Below are 18,772 nucleotides of genomic sequence, written 5' to 3'. Positions count from 1 at the left end.
CGGCCACGGCATGGACCCACAGGAAGGTCCCGGCCTTCTCCAGCGCGAGCTCGTCGTGGACGTCCACCCCGGTACCGATTGTGGATCGAAGGGGACCGGCGGGGGTTCTGAGGGTGAATTGACACACTTCATCGGTCAGAGGCGTGAGAGCGATTGTCCGGATCAACTAAAATAGGAGAGCCGCAGGTTCCTCGGCCGCCTCCACGATCACAGAGTGAGATTCCATCATGCCTTTGAACAGCCGCGACGACCTGCGGAACATCGCGATCATCGCGCACGTCGACCACGGCAAGACCACTCTCGTGGATGCCATGCTCTGGCAGTCGGGCGCATTCCGCGTCAACCAGGACGTGGACGACCGTGTCATGGACTCCAACGACCTCGAGCGCGAGAAGGGCATCACCATTCTCGCGAAGAACACCGCGGTCAAGCACGGCGGTATGACGCTCAACATCATCGACACCCCCGGCCACGCCGACTTCGGCGGTGAGGTCGAGCGGGGTCTGTCCATGGTCGACGGCGTCGTGCTGCTGGTCGACGCCTCCGAGGGCCCGCTGCCGCAGACCCGGTTCGTGCTGCGCAAGGCGTTCGCCGCCAAGATGCCGGTCATCCTGTGCATCAACAAGGTCGACCGCCCCGACGCCCGGATCAAGGAGGTCGTGGACGAGGTCTACGAGCTCTTCATCGACCTGGACGCCACCGAGGAGCAGATCGACTTCCCGATCGTCTACGCCTCGGCCAAGGCCGGCCGCGCCTCGCTCAACCGTCCCGAGGACGCCGGCATGCCGGACTCCGAGGACCTGGAGCCGCTGTTCGAGGTGATCAAGAACACCATCCCGGCTCCGACGTACGACCCGACGGCCCCGCTGCAGGCGCACGTCACCAATCTCGACGCCTCCTCCTACCTGGGCAGGATCGCGCTCTGCCGTGTCCACCAGGGCACCATCAGGAAGGGCCAGCAGGTCGCCTGGTGCCGCACCGACGGCACCATCCAGCGGGTGAAGGTCACCGAGCTGCTGATGACCGACGCGCTGGAGCGCAAGCCCGCCGAGGAGGCGGGCCCCGGCGACATCATCGCGATCGCCGGCATCCCGGACATCATGATCGGCGAGACCCTCGCCGACCCCGACGACCCGCGTCCGCTGCCCCTCATCACGGTCGACGAGCCCGCGATCTCCATGACCATCGGCACCAACACCTCGCCGCTGGTCGGCAGGGTCAAGGGTTCCAAGGTCACCGCCCGCATGGTCAAGGACCGGCTCGACAAGGAGCTCGTCGGCAACGTGTCGCTGCGCGTCCTGCCGACCGAGCGCCCCGACGCCTGGGAGGTGCAGGGCCGCGGTGAGCTGGCGCTGGCCATCCTGGTCGAGCAGATGCGCCGCGAGGGCTACGAGCTGACCGTCGGCAAGCCGCAGGTCGTCACCAAGCTCGTCGACGGCAAGGTCCACGAGCCGGTCGAGCGGGTGACCATCGACTGCCCGGAGGACTACCTCGGGGCGATCACCCAGCTGCTGGCCGTCCGCAAGGGCCGCATGGAGCACATGACCAACCACGGCACCGGCTGGATCCGGATGGAGTTCGTGGTCCCGGCCCGCGGTCTGATCGGCTTCCGCACCGAGTTCCTGACCGAGACCCGTGGCACCGGCATCGTGAACCACGTGTTCGAGAACTACGAGCCGTGGTTCGGCGAGCTGCGCACCCGCAACAACGGCTCGCTGGTGGCCGACCGGCCTGGCCCGGTGACCCCGTTCGCCATGCTGAACCTGCAGGAGCGCGGCGTGCTGTTCGTCCAGCCGACCACCGAGGTCTACGAGGGCATGATCGTCGGTGAGAACTCGCGCTCCGACGACATGGATGTGAACATCACCAAGGAGAAGAAGCTCACCAACATGCGCTCCTCGACGAGCGACACGACGGAGACGCTGATCCCGCCGCGCCAGCTCTCGCTGGAGCAGGCGCTGGAGTTCATCCGTGAGGACGAGTGTGTGGAGATCACGCCGGAGAACGTGCGCATCCGCAAGGTCGTCCTCGACGCCTCGACCCGCGCCAGGACCACCGCCCGCGCCAAGCGGACCAACTGATCGCCACCGACCTGCCCGGCCCGCGTCACCACGCGGGCCGGGCAGGTCGGACGCCCGCCGGGTAAACACGACGAGCCGGCGATCACCCCGAGTGCCCACAGGGGCGGCGTGGTGACGCGGGTGCCCGTCCCCGTTGGGGTATGAACCTGTGCTGGGGCCGCTCCCCCCACCTGAGGGGGAGCCCGGGAACCGTACGGGGGATCTCTCATGTTTCACAGGACCTGTCTCGCCCTGGCCGTCGCGCTCGGCACGCTGGCGGCCGGCACCGGCGCGACCGCCCAGGCGACGTCACACGTGCCACGATGGCCCTGGCCGTCGGCCGAGGCCGTCATCAAGAACACGGCCGGGAAGAACGTCGGCTTTCTGCGCATCGACCACAAGCCGTACAACAAGTCCAGGCTCACGGTCTCCGTCAGCGGCCTGAACGCCGGCTATCACGGCTTCCACATCCACACCAGGGGTGTCTGCGACCCCAAGGCGATCGACCCGGTCACCCGCAGCCCCTTCTCCAGCGCGGGCGCGCACTTCACCATCCACTCGGCCACGCACGGCGATCACTCCGGCGACCTGCCCAACCTCCTCGTCGCCGCGGACGGCACCGGTGAGGCCACGGTCGTGACCGACCGCTTCCGGGTGGGACAGCTCTTCGACTCCGACGGCAGCTCCATCGTCGTCCACATGCTGCCCGACAACCATGCCAACATCCCCGACCGCTACGGCCACCCCGCCGATCCCGGCGACCCGGCCGGCACAGGCGGCCCGGACGCGGAAACCCTCAAGGCGGGAGACTCCGGCGGACGCGTCGCCTGCGGCGTGATCATCAGGCATTAGGGGTTCCATCCCCTGGATCCTCCGCCCACCGCGGTCAGGCGGCGCCGCGCCGTCGCCGATCACCGCCACACGCCGCCGCTCCTCTCGCGCCTTGCGGGGCAGCGCCTGACCGATCCTCACCATGCCTCACTACGTCTCACCACGCCTCACCACGGCGGGATCGGCAGGATCGGCCCCAGTGACTTCCAACCCCCCTCCAAGAGCGGCCGGGCAGGATTTCCGCATAGAAAGGGGGATCATCACCATGCAGGTCGTGACCGGCCGGATGCGTCTGGCCCTGCTGTTCGCGTGGGTGGCCTTCACCGCGCTCGTACTACTGCTCACCTGAGAGCTACTGCTCACCTGAGAGCACGACCGGTACGGCCTCCGCTCGGGGGAACGGAGCCGTACCGGATCTGGTCAGGGGCTCTCGTACAGCAACTCGACGGTGATCGTCAGGCCGCCCTCCTCCCGGGTGGGGCCGTCACCGGAGGTCCTCCCGGGCGGGGCCGTCACCGGAGGTCCTCCCGGGCGGGGCCGTCACCGGAGGTCAGAAGCCGCTGTCTCTGGGGTACTTCCTGCCCGACAGCAGGCGCCTCCCGTACAGCTCCGAGAGCGTCACCAACCTGTAGCCCCTGGCGGCGAAATGGTGCAGCAGCCGCGGGACGGCCTGAACGGTGGAGAGATGGATGTCGTGCATCAACACGATGGAGCCCGGTGTCGCCTCGGCCGCGCGGCGGGCGACGAGCGAGGAGTCCCTGTCACGCCAGTCGAGCGTGTCGACGTCCCACATGATCTGGGCCAGCCCCAGGTGGCGGCTCTCCGCGGCGACCCGGGCATCGGTCGCCCCGTACGGGGGGCGTATGAGGTCCATCGTCACCCCCGTCGCGCGCTTGACGATCCACTGGGTACGGTTCAGCTGCTCTCTGATACCGACCTCCGACAGGCCGGGTAGCTCCGGGTGGTTCCAGCTGTGGTTGCCCAGCTCGTGCCCCTCGGCCACCATCCTGCGGAGGATGCTCTCCCCCTTCCCCGGCACCATCTGCCCGACGACGAAGAAGGTCGCCCTGTTCCGGTGCCTGGCGAGCATGTCGAGCAGGCTCTCGGTGTAGGCACCCGGACCGTCGTCGAAGGTCAGCGCCACGCACTTGACCCGCTCGCAGTCGATCCTGCGCGCCGGGCGCGGGGCGGGGAGGTTTCCCGCCGGCCGGCCCGGCCGGACCTCGGCCTTCCTCGCGCCGGCCCTCCCGGAACCGGCCGGTGAGGGCACGCCGCCGGCGGGGGTACCGGCAGGCGCGGGCACGATGGGCACGATGGGGGCGGTCGGCTCGATCGGGGCGGTCGGCTCGATCGGGGTGGGTCTCCCGGTGGGCGCGATGGTCCCGGTGGGCGCCGCCGGCTCGGGCGAGCCCGTCGTGGTGCTCGGGGAAGCGCATCCCGCGACCACGAGCAGCAGGGTCGCCACCACCATCCATACCCGCATGCTTCCCCCAGAAAGCGGCGCGGGGACGACAAGCAGCCCCGGCGGCCTCCCCCGCAGGATCATGGCCGGGACTTCTACCAGGATGGGGCGTCAATCGCCAGTTGTCCGTATCGACGCGCCACATTCAGTGAGATGCATAACCTGGGGCGATGTCTCATCTGATGAGGCCAGTTAGCGCCTTAAAAGGGCTCTGTCCAGCGAACGTCTCATATCGGTCAGCGGTCCGGCGTCTCCCGGGGCTCGGTCACGACCATCATGAACCGCAGCGGGACGTCCCCCTCGTTGGCGTACCTGTGCGGGCGGTCGGCACTGAACACGACCGCGTCACCCTCCTCAACGGTGTGGCTCCTGCCGTACACCGAGAGGGTGAGCCGTCCCTCCAGCACGGTCAGCATCTCGCGGGTTCCCGGGGGGTGGGCGTCGCCGTCATGGTGGTCGCCGGGGGCCAGCCGCCAGTCCCACAGCTCCAGGATGGCGGGCGCGTCGGTGCCGACCAGCAGGCGCGCGGTGCTGGATTCGCCGTGCGGGAAGGTGACCACGTCCGATCTGTGGACCACCCGGACCACGGGCGTGTCGGAGACCTCCACCATCCGTGCGACGGTCACCCCGAGCGCGTCGGCGATGCGGGTGAGCGTGGTGATGCTCGGGTTGGTCCTGCCCTGCTCGACCTGGACGAGCATGCCCCGGCTCACCCCGGAGCGCGCGGCGAGCTCGTCGAGGGTCATCTGCCGGTGCGCCCGCTGGGCCCGCACGTTGTTGGCGACTGCGGCAGTGATCGTCTCTGGGTCCACAAGTTCAGTTTAGTGAACTTTGTTGGCACTCCATTGCACTTCATATATTGTCCTAGGAGTACAGTCCATTGAACTGAGGTGACGCGTGACCGCTGTGGTGCTGGCGACGGCCTGCGCGATGGTCTACGGCACCGCGGACTTCCTGGGCGGCATGGCCACTCGCCGGTCGCGGGTGCTCGCCGTGGTGGTCCTCTCCCAGGTCGCAGGGTTGGCCGTGGCCGTCGCGCTGCTACCGGCCCTGCCGGGAACCCCGGCACCCGTGACGCTGGCCTGGGGCGCGGCCTCCGGTCTCTGCGGCGCGGCGGCGGTGGTGCTGTTCTACCGGGCGCTGGCCACCGGCGTGATGTCGGTGGTGGCGCCGATCACCGCGACCGTCTCGGCGGTGCTGCCCGTGCTGTTCGGGCTGGCCGTCGGAGAGCGTCCGGAGCCGATCGCGCTGGCGGGGGTGGTTCTCGCACTGCTGGCGGTGCTACTGGTGAGCCGCGACTCCTCCGGTGGGAAAAGCGTCAGAGGGTACGGCCCGATCCTGGCCTCACTCGCCGCGGGCGCGGGTTTCGGCGGCTTCTTCATCATGCTCGCCCAGGCCCCGGCGGAAGGTGGCGTGTGGCCTCTGGTCGGGGCACGCCTGGCCTCGGTCACCCTCATCGCACTGCTGGCCCTGTCCACCGGCCGCACCCTGCGGCCGGGACCGGGCGCGCTGCGCGTCATCATCGCGGCCGGAACGCTCGACATGGTCGCCAACGTGCTCTTCATGCTCGCCCAGCAGCGAGGGCTGCTGAGCCTCGTCGGCGTCCTGGTCTCGCTCTACCCGGCGAGCACGCTGCTGCTGGCCCGTCAGGTGCTGGGGGAACGGCTCAACACCGTGCAGACCGTGGGCATCGGCTTCACGCTCGCCGCGGTCGCGCTGATCGCATCCGGTTGACCCGTCCGTCCCGGCCTCCCGGCCTCGCGGTGTCCCGGCAAGAAAGCAGGAAGGCGAGGCGGGAAGGCGGGAAACGGCTCAGGCGACCTGGACCTGCTCGGACGAGCGGAGGCCGCCCTCCTCGCGGGCGTAGTCCTCAAGCATGGTACGGAGCTGGCGGCGACCGCGGTGGAGGCGGGACATGACCGTGCCGATGGGGGTGCCCATCCGCTCGGCGATCTCCTTGTAGGCGAAGCCCTCGACGTCGGCCAGGTAGACGGCGACCCGGAAGTCCTCAGGCAGGGCACGTAGGGCGTTCATGACCGCACTGTCGGGCAGCTGCTCCAGTGCCTCGGTCTCGGCGGACTTGAGACCACTGGACATGTGGGACTCGGCGGCGGCGAGCTGCCAGTCCTCGATCTCCTCGGCGGCCGAGAGCTTGGGCGAGCGCTGCTTCTTGCGGTAGTCGTTGATGAAGTTGTTGGTCAGGATGCGGTGCAGCCACGCCTTGAGGTTGGTACCCTCGCGGAACTGGTGGTATGAGGTGAACGCCTTGGTGACGGTCTCCTGGACCAGGTCCTCCGCGTCGGCGGTGTTGCGGGTCAGACGCATCGCGGACGCGTAGAGCTGACCGGTGACCGGCACGACATCGCGTTCGAACCAGTCCTGGCGTTGCTCTTCCGTCATCGTGATCATTGGACCCCCCTCGTGCTTTTCCCCCCGCTGCCGCCCGGCAAGGCTGCGGCGCACCCTTTCTGACGGCGTAGCCGATGCTCGCAGGCACCCCGTAAGGGGGCCGTTAAAAGCCCTGCGCGATCGGGAGGCTGCTCGCCGACTGCGCCAACGGCGGGCACGACACGCCCTACAGCCGAACAAGTATCAATATCGTAACATCGTTCTCCGGATTCGGTCGAAGGTGTGTCTATCATCACATAGCCTCAGGTAGTGACATCTTTCGGGTTAGGAAAGGTGTCAATCGCCACGCCTGACGGACTCGCCACCGGATAGCCTCCGGATCGAGGCCTACGCCCACAGAAGTTCCAAGACCCATCTCCACGCCTTCCCGCTTCCCACGCGTTGGGGACTTAATCTCCACTTGGAAGACGGCCCGGCATACCCCGGCGGTTCACCGCACGCGCTCCCCTTGGCGGACACGGCTCGTACCGTGGTCGCGTCCAAGTATGTGATGTACGGGTACCTGAAATTAATCAGTATTTGAGAAGGCGCCGCCCTGGGGCGCGTTCCTGTCGCGGGCCAACCGCGACCGGCAGAGACCGGACCCGCAACCCGCTGGCCGGCCCCGACATCCTGGGCGTCACCACCGGCGCCAGCGTGACCGTGGTCGCGGTCATCGTAGCGGCGGGAAACACCTGGGGCGGCGTGAGCGGTGTCCTCGCCGAGGCGGGCGTCCCCGCGGCGGCCCTGCTCGGCGGCCTGCTCGGCGCGCTGACCGTCTACCTGCTGGCCTGGCGTAGCGGCATGGACGGCTACCGGCTGGTCCTGGTCGGCACCGCCTCGCTCGGCGCGCTGCGCTTCGGCGACGACACCGTGACCGGCCTGGGAGTGCGGATGAACCTCGCCAGGGGCCTGATGATCCTCGCGGCCGTACTTCTCGCGGCGACGGCGACCGCCTCCGCCGGGCCGATCGCGTTCGTCGCCCTGACCGCCCCGCAGATCGCGCTGCGCCTGGCCGGGGTGGCGCAGCCACCGCTGGTCGTCTCGGCCCTCACCGGCGCGGTCCTGGTCGTCGGCGCGGACCTGGTCGCCAGGGGAAGGCACCCGCACCAGACCTGGTACCGGCAGTGGTCGTCCGACGACGAGTCCGCGGTCGGCGTGGCCCTGGCCATGACCGGCCTGCTCGACCTGGGCGATCGTCCGCTGGACGAGCTGTCAGGCGGGCAGCGACAGCGGGCCTGGATCTCCATGACCTCGGGATCGAACCGGGCCAGGCCCGTCCGGCCTCTCATCGAGGAACGCGTCCACGAAGACCTCGGGATCGAACCGGGCCACACCGATCGGCCTCTCCCCGAGACCGACCGGCTCAACCGGGCGGGACTCACTCCCCGAGGAGCGCGTCCACGAAGACCTCGGGATCGAAAGGGGCGAGGTCGTCGGGACCCTCGCCAAGGCCGACCAGCTTGACCGGGACGCCCAGCTCGCGCTGGACGGAGATGATGATGCCGCCCTTGGCGGTGCCGTCAAGCTTGGTCAGGGCGATGCCGGTGATGTTGACCACCTCGGCGAACACCTGGGCCTGGCGCATGCCGTTCTGACCCGTGGTGGCGTCGAGGACGAGCAGGACCTCGTCGACGGTGGCCTTCTTCTCGATGACGCGCTTGACCTTGCCGAGCTCGTCCATCAGACCGGTCTTGGTGTGCAGCCGCCCGGCGGTGTCGACGATCACCACGTCGGCCTTCTCCCTGATGCCCTCGGCCACGGCGTCGAAGGCCACCGAGGCGGGGTCACCGCCCTCCGGGCCGCGTACGACCGCTGCCCCAACCCGGTCTCCCCAGGTCTGCAGCTGGTCGGCGGCGGCGGCGCGGAAGGTGTCGGCGGCACCCAGCACGACCTTGCCGCCGTCGCCGATGAGGACGCGCGCCAGCTTGCCCGTGGTGGTGGTCTTGCCGGTGCCGTTGACCCCGACCACGAGGACCACCGCGGGACGCTCACCGTGCGGCTTGACGTGCAGCGTACGATCCATGTCGGCACCGATCTGGCCGAGCAGTTGCTCCTTGAGCAGGGCGCGCGCCTCCTCGGGCGTCCGGCTGCCCAGCACCTTCACCCGGGTACGCAGCTCCTCGACCATCGCCTGGGTCGGCGCCACGCCGACGTCCGCGGTGATCAGGGTCTCCTCGATCTCGTCCCAGGCGTCGTCGTCGAGACGGTCACGGGAGAGCAGCTCAAGAAGCCCCTTGCCCAGGGTGCTCTGCGACCGGGCCAGCCGGGCGCGGAGCCGCACCATCCGGCCGGCGGACGGCGGCGGGATCTCGATCTCCGGGATGACGACGGCCTCGGGCTCGACCGGCCTGGCCGGCGGCGGCAGGGTGGTCGTCGCCTCGTCGTCCTCCACGACCGCGCCCCTGCCGGGGGCCCGCGTCTCCTCGGGGGTCGTCGGCGCCTCGGGCGCCTCGACCCGCGGCGGCGCACTGGTGCCCCCCCTCCTGAACAGCAGGAGCATGCCGCCTGCCGCCAGCAGGGCGACGACGACGATGATCGCGATCATGCCGAGATAGCCTTCCACAAGACCACAGTTTTCCAGACGGCCCGGGATGCTCCGACCTCAAGGTGCCCGGACGGGTGCGCGGTCCCTCGTCACCGGTCACCCCCGACCGGGCGGACCACCCTCAAAGACCCGGACGGACTCGTTCATCGTGAGGACGGCCCCGGACCGCCCCCGAGGGCTCGGGCAGGTTCACGGCCTACCGGCGCCTCATCCCGCGGGCTCTCTCCAGGCCCCCTGGGGACCTCAGGCGGGCTCGTTCTCCCTCAGGCGCTGGCTGATGACCTGGGTGACGCCGTCCCCGCGCATCGACACGCCGTACAGCGCGTCGGCGATCTCCATGGTGCGCTTCTGGTGGGTGATGATGATGATCTGCGAGGTCTGCCGGAGCTCCTCGAAGAGGGTCAGCAGGCGCTGGGTGTTGGTGTCGTCCAGCGCGGCCTCGACCTCGTCCATCACGTAGAACGGCGAGGGCCGCGCCTTGAAGATGGACACGAGGAACGCCACGGCGGTCAGCGACCGCTCACCGCCGGACAGCAGCGACAGCCGCTTGACCTTCTTGCCCGGCGGCCGGGCCTCGACCTCGACACCGGTGGTCAGCATGTCCTGCGGGTCGGTGAGCAGCAGCCTGCCCTCACCACCCGGGAACACCCGCGTGAAGATCGTCTCGAACTCGCGGGCCACGTCCGCGAACGCGGCGCCGAAGACCTGCTCGACCCGCTCGTCGACCTCCTTGACCACCAGCAGCAGGTCGCGGCGGGTCTTCTTGAGGTCTTCCAGCTGCGAGGTGAGAAACGCGTGCCGCTCCTCCAGCGCCGCGAACTCCTCAAGCGCGAGCGGGTTGACCTTGCCGAGCTGGGCCATCTGGCGGTCGGCCGCCCTGGCCCGTTTGAGCTGCTCCTCGCGGTCGTAGGGGATGGGCTCGCCGTCCTCCGTCGGAACCGGCTCGCCGGGGCCGTACTCGGCGATGAGGGTCTCGGTCTCGACGCCGTACTCCTCCACCGCCCGCCCCTGGAGCTGCTCCAGGCGGAGCCGCTGCTCGGTGCGGGCCACCTCGCTGCCGTGCGCCCGATTGACCAGCTTGTCCAGCTCGCCGGTGAGCTCCCGGACCCGGACCCTGACCGCCTTGAGCGAGGCGTCGATCTGCCCGCGTGCCCGCTCCGCCTCGTCGCGCTCTCCGGCGGCGGCGGTCAGGGAGGTCTCCAGCGCGCGCAGCGCCAGCTCCGCGCCCCTGACGACCGCCTGGGCCGTCCGCGCCTGCTCACGCCGCCGCTCCCTGTGCTCGGCCGCCCTGGCACGCTCCTCGCGCTCGCGCTCCGCGGCGCGCGTCAGCTCCTCGGCCCTGCCGTCGATGCTCCTGACCCGCTCCTCCGCCGTCCGTACGGTGAGGCGGGCCTCCATCTCGTCCTGCCTGGCCGTCGCGCAGATCTCGGCGAGCTCGTCGCGCAGGTCGGTGCCGGGCTCGCTCTGCTGCTCCTCGGCACCTACGGCCTCGGCGAGCCGCTCCTCCAGCTCGGCGAAACCGGCCGTGTCGCGGTCACGCGCCTCCTCGGCCGCCCGTACGCCCCCTGCCAGGCGCTCGCACTCCTCACGGGCCGCCTTGGCGGCGGCGTCCAGCTGGGCGAGCCGCCTGGCCACCGCGGCGACCTTCTGGTCCACGTCGCGCTGCCTCGCCCTGACCCGGTCCAGGGCGGCCTGCGCCGCGTTGAAGGCGGCCTGCGTGTTCTGCACCCCCGTCTGCGCGTCGGCGACCCGCGCCTGGGCGGTCTCGACCGCGAGCTGCGCCTCCCCCTCGGCCTGTGCGGTCTCCTCCAGCTCCATTGCCGCCAGCTCGGCGGCGACCCTGGCCTCGGCCAGGTCGGCGGCCGCCTCGTCGAGCGCGGCCCGCATCTGGATGGCGGAGGTGCCGCCCGCCGAGCCGCCGCCGGCGACGTGGGCACCCAGGAGGTCGCCGGAGCGGGTGACGGCCCGCAGCTCGGGGTACTGCTCGACCGTCTTCCTCGCGATCGCGAGATCGTCCACGACCAGCACGCCCGCCAGCAGGTGGGTGGCGGCGGCCCGCAGCTCGGCGGAGACCGTGACCAGGTCGATCGCCCACTCCGCACCGGCCTGCGGCACCTGGCCCGGTGGGACCGCCGCTCCACCCGCGGCGATGACGAGACCGGCCCGGCCGCCGTCGTGGCCCCTGAGGAACTCGATGGCGTCGGCCGCGCTCTGCAGCGACTCGACGGCGACGGCCTCGGCGTCGGCCCCGAGCACTGCGGCGATGGCCTCCTCGGCGCCGGCCCGCACCGACAGCATGGTCGCCACCGGCCCGAGCACCCCGGCCAGGTCGGCGGCGAGCAGCGCGGCTCCACCGTCGGCACCACCGGCCAGCCCCAGCTCCAGAGCCTCGAACCTGGCCTCCAGCGCGGCCACCTGGCGCTGCGCCTGCTGGTCGGCCTTGCGGGCCGCGGCGAGGGCGGCCCTGGCGGCGGCGAGCGCGGCGTTCGGGCCCGCGACGGCCGCCTTGACCTCCTCGCCCCCGGCCCTGGCCGACTCGACGGACTCCCTGGCCTGCTCGACCGTCTCCAGGGCGATCTCCAGCTCCTCGGCGAGGGCCGGGTCGGCGGTCGGCTCGGCACTTTCCTGGCCGTCGTACTCGGCGCGGGCTCCCTCTGCGCGCTGCTCGGCCTCCTCCAGCGAGCGCCGCAACCGGCCGATCTCCTCCTCTGCGGCCCCCGCCCGGCTGCGCGCGGCCCCGGCCTGACCCCTGAGCCTGGCCAGGCCCTCGCGCCGGTCGGCGGCGGCCCTGGCCTCCGCGCCCAGCCGCCGCTCCTCCGCGGCGAGCGCGGCCTCGGTCTCGGCACGCCGGGCCACGGCCTCGGCGAGTGACTCCCGCTCCCCTTCGAGCAGTTCGACCAGGACCCGCTCCTGCTCGCGGACCTCCTCGGCCTCACGTTCGAAATCCTCGGGATCACGCCCCCGCCGCTCCACCGCGTTGTCGGTGGCGTGCCGGTGCCGCTCGGCGGCGAGCCCTGCCAGGCCCCTGAGCCGCTCGCGGAGGGAGGAGAGCCGGAAGAACGTCTCCTGTGCGGCGGCCAGGCGCGGCTGGGCCTCGGCCTCGGCGCCCTCCAGCTCGGCCTCGGCGGCCTGCCCCTGCTCCAGCTCGATCTCCACAGCGGTGCGGCGGGCGAGGACCGCCGCCTCGTCGGCCATCTCCCGCTCCAGGGTGGTCCGCAGGGTGAGCACGTCGTCGGCGAGCAGCCGGAGCCTGGCGTCGCGGAGGTCTGCCTGGATGACGGCGGCCCTGCGGGCGATCTCGGCCTGGCGGCCCAGCGGTTTGAGCTGGCGGCGCAGCTCGGTGGTGAGGTCCTGGACCCGGGTCATGTTGGCCTGCATCGCGTCGAGCTTCCGCAGCGCCTTCTCCTTGCGCTTGCGGTGCTTCAGAACGCCCGCGGCCTCCTCGATGAACGCCCGGCGCTCCTCGGGTCCCGCGTGCAGCACCTGGTCGAGCTGGCCCTGGCCGACGATGACGTGCATCTCGCGGCCGATGCCGGAGTCGGACAGCAGTTCCTGGATGTCGAGCAGGCGGCAGATGTCGCCGTTGATGGCGTACTCGCTCTGGCCGGCCCGGAACATCAGGCGGCTGATCGTCACCTCGGTGTAGTCGATCGGGAGCATGCCGTCGGTGTTGTCGATGGTCAACGTGACCTCGGCGCGGCCCAGCGGTGCCCGCGAGGAGGTGCCGGCGAAGATGACGTCCTCCATCTTGCCACCGCGCAGCGACTTGGCGCTGTGCTCCCCCATGACCCAGGCCAGGGCGTCGACCACGTTGGACTTGCCGGACCCGTTGGGGCCGACGACCGCGGTGATACCCGGCTCGAACCTGAGCGTGGTGGCCGAGGCGAAGGATTTGAAACCGCGCAGGGTAAGGGTCTTGAGATACAAGGAAAACCCCCCGTTCACGGTGCGGCCGCGCCGGCCTGCGCGTCACGCGCCGCACCCCCGGCACCGATGAACGCGTCATCCCTCGTCAGCCCACGGCTTCGCCAACGCGGGAAGACTACCGTTCTTCACCCGCACCCGCCCGCACACCGCCTATGGTGCCCTGCATGAACGGTGAACGCGGTGCCGACGGAGCTCCGTCACGCCCATCGAGCGGCAGGGGTCGTCTCGGGCGGCGCGCCTTCCTGGTGGGCGGCGGACTGGCCGCGCTGGGCCTCGGTGGCGCCGTGCTGGCGGCCGGCCCCGACGGCATCCGGGGGGCGTACGCCCAGATCGTCTGCGGCTTGGTCCCCGCACCCCCGGTGACGTCTCCTGGAACGCTCCAGCGCAGCCGGGTCGACCGGCGGCGGGTCATCGTCGGGCTGCCCCCGGGGGCGGCGGACGGGCTACCCGTGGTGATCATGCTTCACGGGGCCGCGGGTGACGCGCGCACGCCGTTCGACGTCTACGCGATCGACCGCTATCTGGCCGCCGGGGGCGGGCGCTTCGCGCTGGCCTCCATCGACGACTGGCCCTCCGCCGACATCCCGGGAACCCTGCTGCCCTACCTGAGCATGAACGGGATGGACACCACGAAGATCGGGCTGATGGGCTGGTCGGCGGGCGGCGCGGGGGCGCTGAGGCTGGCCGCGGAGCTGGGCCCCGCACAGGTGGGGGCGGTCGTCGCGGCATCGCCGACGGTGAGCGCGGCGCAGGCGCCGCTGCGCGAACTCGTGAACATCCCGGTCTGGCTGGGGTGTGGAGAGCGCGACGCATGGGCACGGCAGACCCAGACCATGCTGAAGGGCCTGAAGGCACTGGGCGCCACGGCCGAGGGAGGGATCAGCGACGGATGCCAGGACACGGCCTATCGCCGCAGGGTGTTACCCGAGCAGCTGGCCTTCCTCGCACGACATATATGACACGTATATGACAAGGGACGCCCCGACGAGGCGTCCCCGGACAGTGTGTTTCCGCCCCGGCCCCGTTAAGTGAGGGCCGGCTCACGATCCTGCAGACGGTTGAACTCCTCATCGCGGGCACTTGCCGCGAGTTCGTCGTTCTGGGCCTGGAGCCGGGTGAGCTCTCCCTCGAGATCACGGATGCGTTGTTGAAGACGACGCATTTCCGAGACCATACGAGGGTCGGGACCGCCGACGTGGCCGAGTAGAGCCTTCGCCATAGTAAAGGGTCCTCCACGCTGAGTGACCAGACTGGTTCGCGCACTTCTTTGCCGCGGGAGGGGTGCGCGTGGTTCTTTATGCAAGAGTCGCACCGGTGAGGGAGACGGTCAAGTTGAACGCTCCGAGTGGATGCACCAGTAGGCACTCTCGACAGTTAACTATACCTTATTTTGGGTGGGTCTGGAAAGTGGTCAACGCTCAACGAAACCTTCGGGACTACCTTTGACCTCGCTCCAACGTTCGACGACCCCGTCCACCCTGCCGGGTGTCTCACCACCCCTGAGCAGCTCAAGCAGCATGGAGCACGACTGCTCAGGACCCTGCGCGACCACCTCGACCCGGCCGTCGGCCGTGTTGCGTGCCCAGCCGACCAGGCCGAGCTCCAGCGCCCTGGCCCGCGCCCACCAGCGGAACCCCACACCCTGCACACGACCTCTGACCCAGGCGGTCAGCCGCACGTCCGTCACTCCGCGGCCCCCCTCGGCCTGGGCTGGCAGCGAGGGCAACTGTAGGAGGAGCGGTTCATGAACGACTCGCGGACGATCAGGGCACCGCACCGGGAACAGGGCTCGTCGCGCCTGCCGTAGACAGCGAGGGAACGGTCGAAGTAACCGCTCTCACCATTGACATTCACGTAAAGACTGTCGAAAGATGTGCCGCCCTCGGCCAGTGCGGCGGACATCACCTCCCTGGCGGCGCCCAGCAGCTCGGCGATCTTCGGCCTGGTCAGCGACCCGGTGGGCCTGGCACCGTGCAGTCCGGCCCGCCAGAGCGCCTCGTCGGCATAGATGTTGCCGACACCGCTGATCAGCGACTGGTCCAGAAGCGCGCGCTTGACCTCGGTCTGCCGGACGCGCAGCCGGCGGGCGAACGCCTCGTCGTCGAAATGCCTCTCGAACGGGTCGGCCGCGATGTGCGCGATCGGCTCGGGCACCGCCCGGCCGCCGGCCCGGGTCATGGTGGTCACCAGCACGTGGCCGAAGGTTCGCTGATCGACGAAGCGCAGCTCCGGGCCGCCGTCGGTGAAGCCGATCCGGACCCGCAGGTGCTTCTCCGATGCCGAGTCCGGCTCCACGACCAGCAGCTGGCCGCTCATCCCGAGGTGCGCCAGGATCGCGCCGGAGCCGTCCAGCGGCAGCCAGAGGTACTTACCCCTGCGCTCCGCCGGGCCGACGGTGCGGCCCTGCAGCCGGGCGGAGAACTCCTCGGCTCCGGGAAGATGCCGCCTGATCGCCCTCGGGTGGAGCACCTCGGCATGGGCGACGACCCTGCCGGAAACCCACCGCTCCAGGCCACGGCGTACCACCTCGACCTCGGGCAGTTCGGGCATGCACCCCTCCTTTGGCGACGAGTCAGCCGGCTTCGCGCCTGTCGCGGTCCTGGCGGATCCTGTTCCAGGCCGCCTCGGCGGCCTGCTGCTCGGCTTCCTTCTTTGAGCGGCCGGATCCCGAACCGTACCCCTCTCCGCCGACGCGAACGACCGCGGTGAAGGACTTGGCGTGGTCGGGGCCGCTCTCCTCGACATGGTATTCGGGCACGCCGAGCGACTCGGACGCGGTGAGCTCCTGCAGGGAGGTCTTCCAGTCGAGCCCGGCGCCGAGCGAGGCGGAGCGGGTGATGAGGGGATCGAAGAGCAGGTGGACGACGCGGAACGCCTCGTCCAGGCCCCTGTTCACGTAGACCGCGCCGATGAGCGCCTCAAGGGTGTCCGCGAGGATCGAGGACTTGTCACGCCCCCCGGTGCCCTCCTCGCCCCGGCCGAGCCGCAGGAAGCGGCCAAGGCCCAGCGAGCGGGCCACATCGGCGAGGGCGCGCATGTTCACCACCGCGGCCCTGAGCTTGGCGAGCTGCCCCTCGGGCAGGTCTGGATGGTTGCGGTAGAGGCTGTCGGTGACGACCAGGCCCAGCACCGAGTCGCCCAGGAACTCCAGGCGCTCGTTGGTCGGCAGGCCGCCGTTCTCGTACGCGTAGGAGCGGTGCGTCAGCGCACGCTCCAGGATGGCGACGTCCAGGCGCACCGACAGAAGGCGCTCAAGCTCGTTCTTGACGAACTCGACGGCGACCGGCTTGACGCTCGTACCCAAGGCTTCTCCTCGCACGTTCTCTCATCGAATGCGCGATGGCGAAGGAACGAGAGATGCCCGAAGATGTGGTGGGCGCCGGGAGGGCACGCGTTCTACCGCGAACCCCGGCGTCCACCACAGCCGCGGGCGGGCCGCCATCGCAGGGGATGCAGACGGTGACGCCGACCGAGGCCGTGGAGGACCCGGTCGGCATCCGTCAGTCAGAATGCGATCAGGCGGAGGGCTCGATCACCTGACGGCGGTTGTAAGTGCCGCAGGTCGGACATGCCACGTGCGGACGCTTCGGCGAGCGGCACTGGGGGCAGCTCACGAGCGAAACCGCGGCGGCCTTCCACTGCGACCTGCGGGAGCGGGTGTTGCTCCGCGACATCTTGCGCTTGGGGACAGCCACGTCAGCTCTCCTGATCGTTGTTATGTTCCGGAACCAGACCCTGCAACTTCGCCCAGCGGGCGTCGATCACCTCATGGCCGTGGTCAGGCTCGGCATCCGCCAGCCTGACCCCGCACTCCGCGCAGAGCCCGGTGCAGTCTTCACCGCAGACCGGACTCAACGGCAGTGTGAGCACCACCGCGTCGCGAAACGCGGGTTCGAGGTCGAGAAGTTCACCGTCGAGAAGCGAGTCACTCTCGGCAGCATCCTCTGCCGAGTAGAAGAACAGCTCCTGGAAGTCCACCTCGGTTCGCGAGATGACCGGCTCCAGGCAGCGTGCGCACTCCCCCCGCAGCGGGGCTTGCGCAGTGCCCGTGACGAGCACACCCTCCATGACCGCCTCAAGCCGGATGTCCAGCTCGACATCGGCGTCCCTGGGGACGCCGATCATGTCGACGCCGATGTCCGCCGGTGCCGGGAGAACGAGATTCATCCGACGCATTGACCCTGGTCGTCGCCCCAGGTCATGGGTAGAGATCACCCACGGGGCTCGGGGGTCAAGGTTGCGCTGAATCATTTCACTCTCATTAGGCATGGCGCATCATCGCCATCGTGCAAGGCCGAAACAAGAGAATAGCAGGGCCTAGCCCCTGAGCCGTTCGACCAGGAGTTCCTGGACAAGATCAGGTACCAGTCCGGCCACACTGCCACCGTACTTGACGATCTCCTTGATGCGGCTGGAAGACAGGAAGGAGACCTCGGGGCCGGTGGCCATGAACAGCGTCTCCACCCCCGACATCCGGTAGTTGAGCTGCGCCATCTGGAGCTCGTAGTCGAAGTCGCTGATCGCGCGCAGGCCCTTCACGATGGCGGGGATCTCCTGCTGCCTGCAGTAGTCGACCAGGAGGCCGTGGAACTTGTCCACGCGGACGTTCCCGTACTCCTTGGTGACCGTCCGGAGCGTCTGGATGCGCTCATCCACCGTGAAGAGGCTCTTCTTCTCGATGTTGATCAGTACGGCTACAACGACCTCGTCGTACTGCCGGGAAGCCCGGCCGATGATGTCCAGATGACCGTTCGTGACGGGATCGAATGATCCCGGACAGACAACGCGACGCAAGGTGGACTCCCTGCTCTTAAGGATTCCCGGCGGCGCGACCGTACCAAACGGACGCTTCACCGTAACGACGGACCCTCTCCTCTTCGTAGCCCGTGGGCCACAGGAGGTCTCTACCCCTGCTCTCACGTTCCACCGCGACGAGCGCGTCCTCGGCCAGCCAGCCCCGGTCACGTAGCAGCTCAAGCACCGTCCCCACCTCTTCGTCACCCAGCGCGTACGGCGGGTCGGCGAGGACGAGGTGGTAGGGCTCCCCAGTGTCCCCGGTGTCCCCGACACCCCTGGCCAGCAGCCGCTCAACCCTGTCGGCGGCTACCTCGGCTCCGGGCAACCCCAGCGAGGTGACGTTCTGCCTGATCGTCCGGATCGCCCTGGCGTCCGACTCCACGAGAAGCACACGGGCGGCCCCCCGGGAGAGCGCCTCAAGCCCGAGCGCGCCCGAGCCCGCGTAGAGGTCGAGCACCCGGCACCCCTCCAGCGGGCCGATCAGCGACCCCACCGTGGAGAAGATCCCCTCCCTCGCCCTGTCACTCGTGGGGCGGGTCCCCCGCCCCGGCGGCACGGCCAGCCGCCGTCCCCCTGCGCTTCCCGCGATGACTCGGCTCACCCGGCCATCCTCTCAGTGCCGCCGCCCAGTGCCGTCAGGACCGTCAGGCGCCGCCCGCCCCCTGTCCCGATACCGGTTCCGTCAGGCGCCGCCCAGTGCCGTCAGACACCGTCAGACGCGGCCCGCACCCCGTCCCGACACTGGTCCCGATACCGGTT

Annotated in this window: 19 protein-coding genes; 6 read left to right on the top strand and 13 right to left on the bottom strand. The window is 69.9% G+C overall.

The features are described from left to right. Nucleotides 1-227 precede the first annotated feature (227 nt). From typA to OIE13_RS01395, 3 genes are all read left to right on the top strand, one after another. Nucleotides 228-2,081 (top strand): translational GTPase TypA, encoded by a 1,854-nt coding sequence (gene typA, locus OIE13_RS01405; RefSeq protein ID WP_326643925.1) that lies wholly within the window; start codon nucleotides 228-230, stop codon nucleotides 2,079-2,081. Nucleotides 2,082-2,288: 207 nt separating this feature from the next. Continuing rightward, nucleotides 2,289-2,912: a superoxide dismutase family protein gene (locus OIE13_RS01400; RefSeq protein ID WP_326643927.1), complete on the top strand. Its 624-nt coding sequence runs from the start codon at nucleotides 2,289-2,291 to the stop codon at nucleotides 2,910-2,912. A gap of 178 nt (nucleotides 2,913-3,090) precedes the next feature. After that, nucleotides 3,091-3,240: a hypothetical protein gene (locus OIE13_RS01395; RefSeq protein WP_326643930.1), complete on the top strand. Its 150-nt coding sequence runs from the start codon at nucleotides 3,091-3,093 to the stop codon at nucleotides 3,238-3,240. Nucleotides 3,241-3,441: 201 nt separating this feature from the next. On the opposite strand, the gene OIE13_RS01390 is transcribed toward OIE13_RS01395, so the two are convergent. Then, nucleotides 3,442-4,374: a polysaccharide deacetylase family protein gene (locus tag OIE13_RS01390; RefSeq protein ID WP_326829435.1), complete on the bottom strand. Its 933-nt coding sequence runs from the start codon at nucleotides 4,372-4,374 to the stop codon at nucleotides 3,442-3,444. Nucleotides 4,375-4,589: 215 nt separating this feature from the next. Next, on the bottom strand, nucleotides 4,590-5,165 hold the full coding sequence (locus OIE13_RS01385; protein WP_326643934.1) for a helix-turn-helix domain-containing protein: 576 nt from the start codon (nucleotides 5,163-5,165) through the stop codon (nucleotides 4,590-4,592). Between the two features lie 85 nt (nucleotides 5,166-5,250). Between OIE13_RS01385 and OIE13_RS01380 the strand changes: the two genes are divergently transcribed. Next, complete coding sequence (locus tag OIE13_RS01380; protein WP_326829434.1) at nucleotides 5,251-6,087, top strand: DMT family transporter; 837 nt, start codon at nucleotides 5,251-5,253, stop codon at nucleotides 6,085-6,087. 78 nt (nucleotides 6,088-6,165) lie between these two features. Here OIE13_RS01380 and OIE13_RS01375 read toward each other — a convergent pair whose 3' ends face one another. Then, nucleotides 6,166-6,762: a sigma-70 family RNA polymerase sigma factor gene (locus tag OIE13_RS01375; RefSeq protein WP_326643939.1), complete on the bottom strand. Its 597-nt coding sequence runs from the start codon at nucleotides 6,760-6,762 to the stop codon at nucleotides 6,166-6,168. A 519-nt stretch (nucleotides 6,763-7,281) separates the two neighbouring features. Between OIE13_RS01375 and OIE13_RS01370 the strand changes: the two genes are divergently transcribed. Next, on the top strand, nucleotides 7,282-8,208 hold the full coding sequence (locus OIE13_RS01370; RefSeq protein ID WP_326643941.1) for an iron chelate uptake ABC transporter family permease subunit: 927 nt from the start codon (nucleotides 7,282-7,284) through the stop codon (nucleotides 8,206-8,208). Here OIE13_RS01370 and ftsY read toward each other — a convergent pair. Beyond that, the gene (gene ftsY, locus OIE13_RS01365; RefSeq protein WP_326830256.1) at nucleotides 8,123-9,289 is read right to left on the bottom strand and encodes a signal recognition particle-docking protein FtsY; all 1,167 of its coding nucleotides are present in this window, start codon (nucleotides 9,287-9,289) and stop codon (nucleotides 8,123-8,125) included. The genes OIE13_RS01370 and ftsY overlap by 86 nt on opposite strands. 243 nt (nucleotides 9,290-9,532) lie before the next feature. Then, a complete protein-coding gene (gene smc / locus OIE13_RS01360; protein ID WP_326643943.1) occupies nucleotides 9,533-13,216 on the bottom strand; it encodes a chromosome segregation protein SMC in 3,684 nt (1,227 codons plus the stop codon). A 164-nt stretch (nucleotides 13,217-13,380) separates the two neighbouring features. On the opposite strand from smc, the gene OIE13_RS01355 reads away from it, so the two are divergent. Beyond that, the gene (locus OIE13_RS01355) at nucleotides 13,381-14,175 is read left to right on the top strand and encodes an alpha/beta hydrolase-fold protein (RefSeq protein WP_326643945.1); all 795 of its coding nucleotides are present in this window, start codon (nucleotides 13,381-13,383) and stop codon (nucleotides 14,173-14,175) included. Between the two features lie 65 nt (nucleotides 14,176-14,240). On the opposite strand, the gene OIE13_RS01350 is transcribed toward OIE13_RS01355, so the two are convergent. From OIE13_RS01350 to rsmD, 8 genes are all read right to left on the bottom strand, one after another. Next, a complete protein-coding gene (locus OIE13_RS01350; RefSeq protein WP_084195478.1) occupies nucleotides 14,241-14,435 on the bottom strand; it encodes a hypothetical protein in 195 nt (64 codons plus the stop codon). 192 nt (nucleotides 14,436-14,627) lie between these two features. Continuing rightward, nucleotides 14,628-14,903 (bottom strand): acylphosphatase, encoded by a 276-nt coding sequence (locus tag OIE13_RS01345; RefSeq protein WP_326643949.1) that lies wholly within the window; start codon nucleotides 14,901-14,903, stop codon nucleotides 14,628-14,630. Further along, nucleotides 14,900-15,766: a bifunctional DNA-formamidopyrimidine glycosylase/DNA-(apurinic or apyrimidinic site) lyase gene (gene mutM, locus OIE13_RS01340; protein WP_326643950.1), complete on the bottom strand. Its 867-nt coding sequence runs from the start codon at nucleotides 15,764-15,766 to the stop codon at nucleotides 14,900-14,902. The genes OIE13_RS01345 and mutM overlap by 4 nt, the downstream gene beginning before the upstream one ends. 22 nt (nucleotides 15,767-15,788) lie before the next feature. Next, complete coding sequence (rnc, locus tag OIE13_RS01335; protein WP_326646883.1) at nucleotides 15,789-16,460, bottom strand: ribonuclease III; 672 nt, start codon at nucleotides 16,458-16,460, stop codon at nucleotides 15,789-15,791. A 271-nt stretch (nucleotides 16,461-16,731) separates the two neighbouring features. Then, nucleotides 16,732-16,911 carry a 50S ribosomal protein L32 gene (gene rpmF / locus OIE13_RS01330; protein WP_012894381.1) on the bottom strand — a complete coding sequence of 60 codons (180 nt, stop codon included), beginning with the start codon at nucleotides 16,909-16,911 and terminating at the stop codon, nucleotides 16,732-16,734. 1 nt (nucleotide 16,912) lies between these two features. Beyond that, nucleotides 16,913-17,467: a YceD family protein gene (locus tag OIE13_RS01325; RefSeq protein WP_326643958.1), complete on the bottom strand. Its 555-nt coding sequence runs from the start codon at nucleotides 17,465-17,467 to the stop codon at nucleotides 16,913-16,915. Between the two features lie 66 nt (nucleotides 17,468-17,533). Beyond that, entirely contained in the window at nucleotides 17,534-18,010 is a 477-nt protein-coding gene (gene coaD / locus OIE13_RS01320; protein WP_326643961.1) for a pantetheine-phosphate adenylyltransferase, read from the bottom strand. Nucleotides 18,011-18,026: 16 nt separating this feature from the next. Further along, nucleotides 18,027-18,614, bottom strand: a complete 588-nt coding sequence (gene rsmD / locus OIE13_RS01315) for a 16S rRNA (guanine(966)-N(2))-methyltransferase RsmD (RefSeq protein WP_326643963.1) — start codon at nucleotides 18,612-18,614, stop codon at nucleotides 18,027-18,029. Between the last annotated feature and the right edge of the window lie 158 nt (nucleotides 18,615-18,772).

Origin of the sequence: Streptosporangium sp. NBC_01810, from assembly GCF_035917355.1 — a bacterium.
Taxonomy (GTDB): Bacteria; Actinomycetota; Actinomycetes; order Streptosporangiales; family Streptosporangiaceae; genus Streptosporangium.
This window is presented reverse-complemented; position numbering and strand designations above follow the sequence as displayed.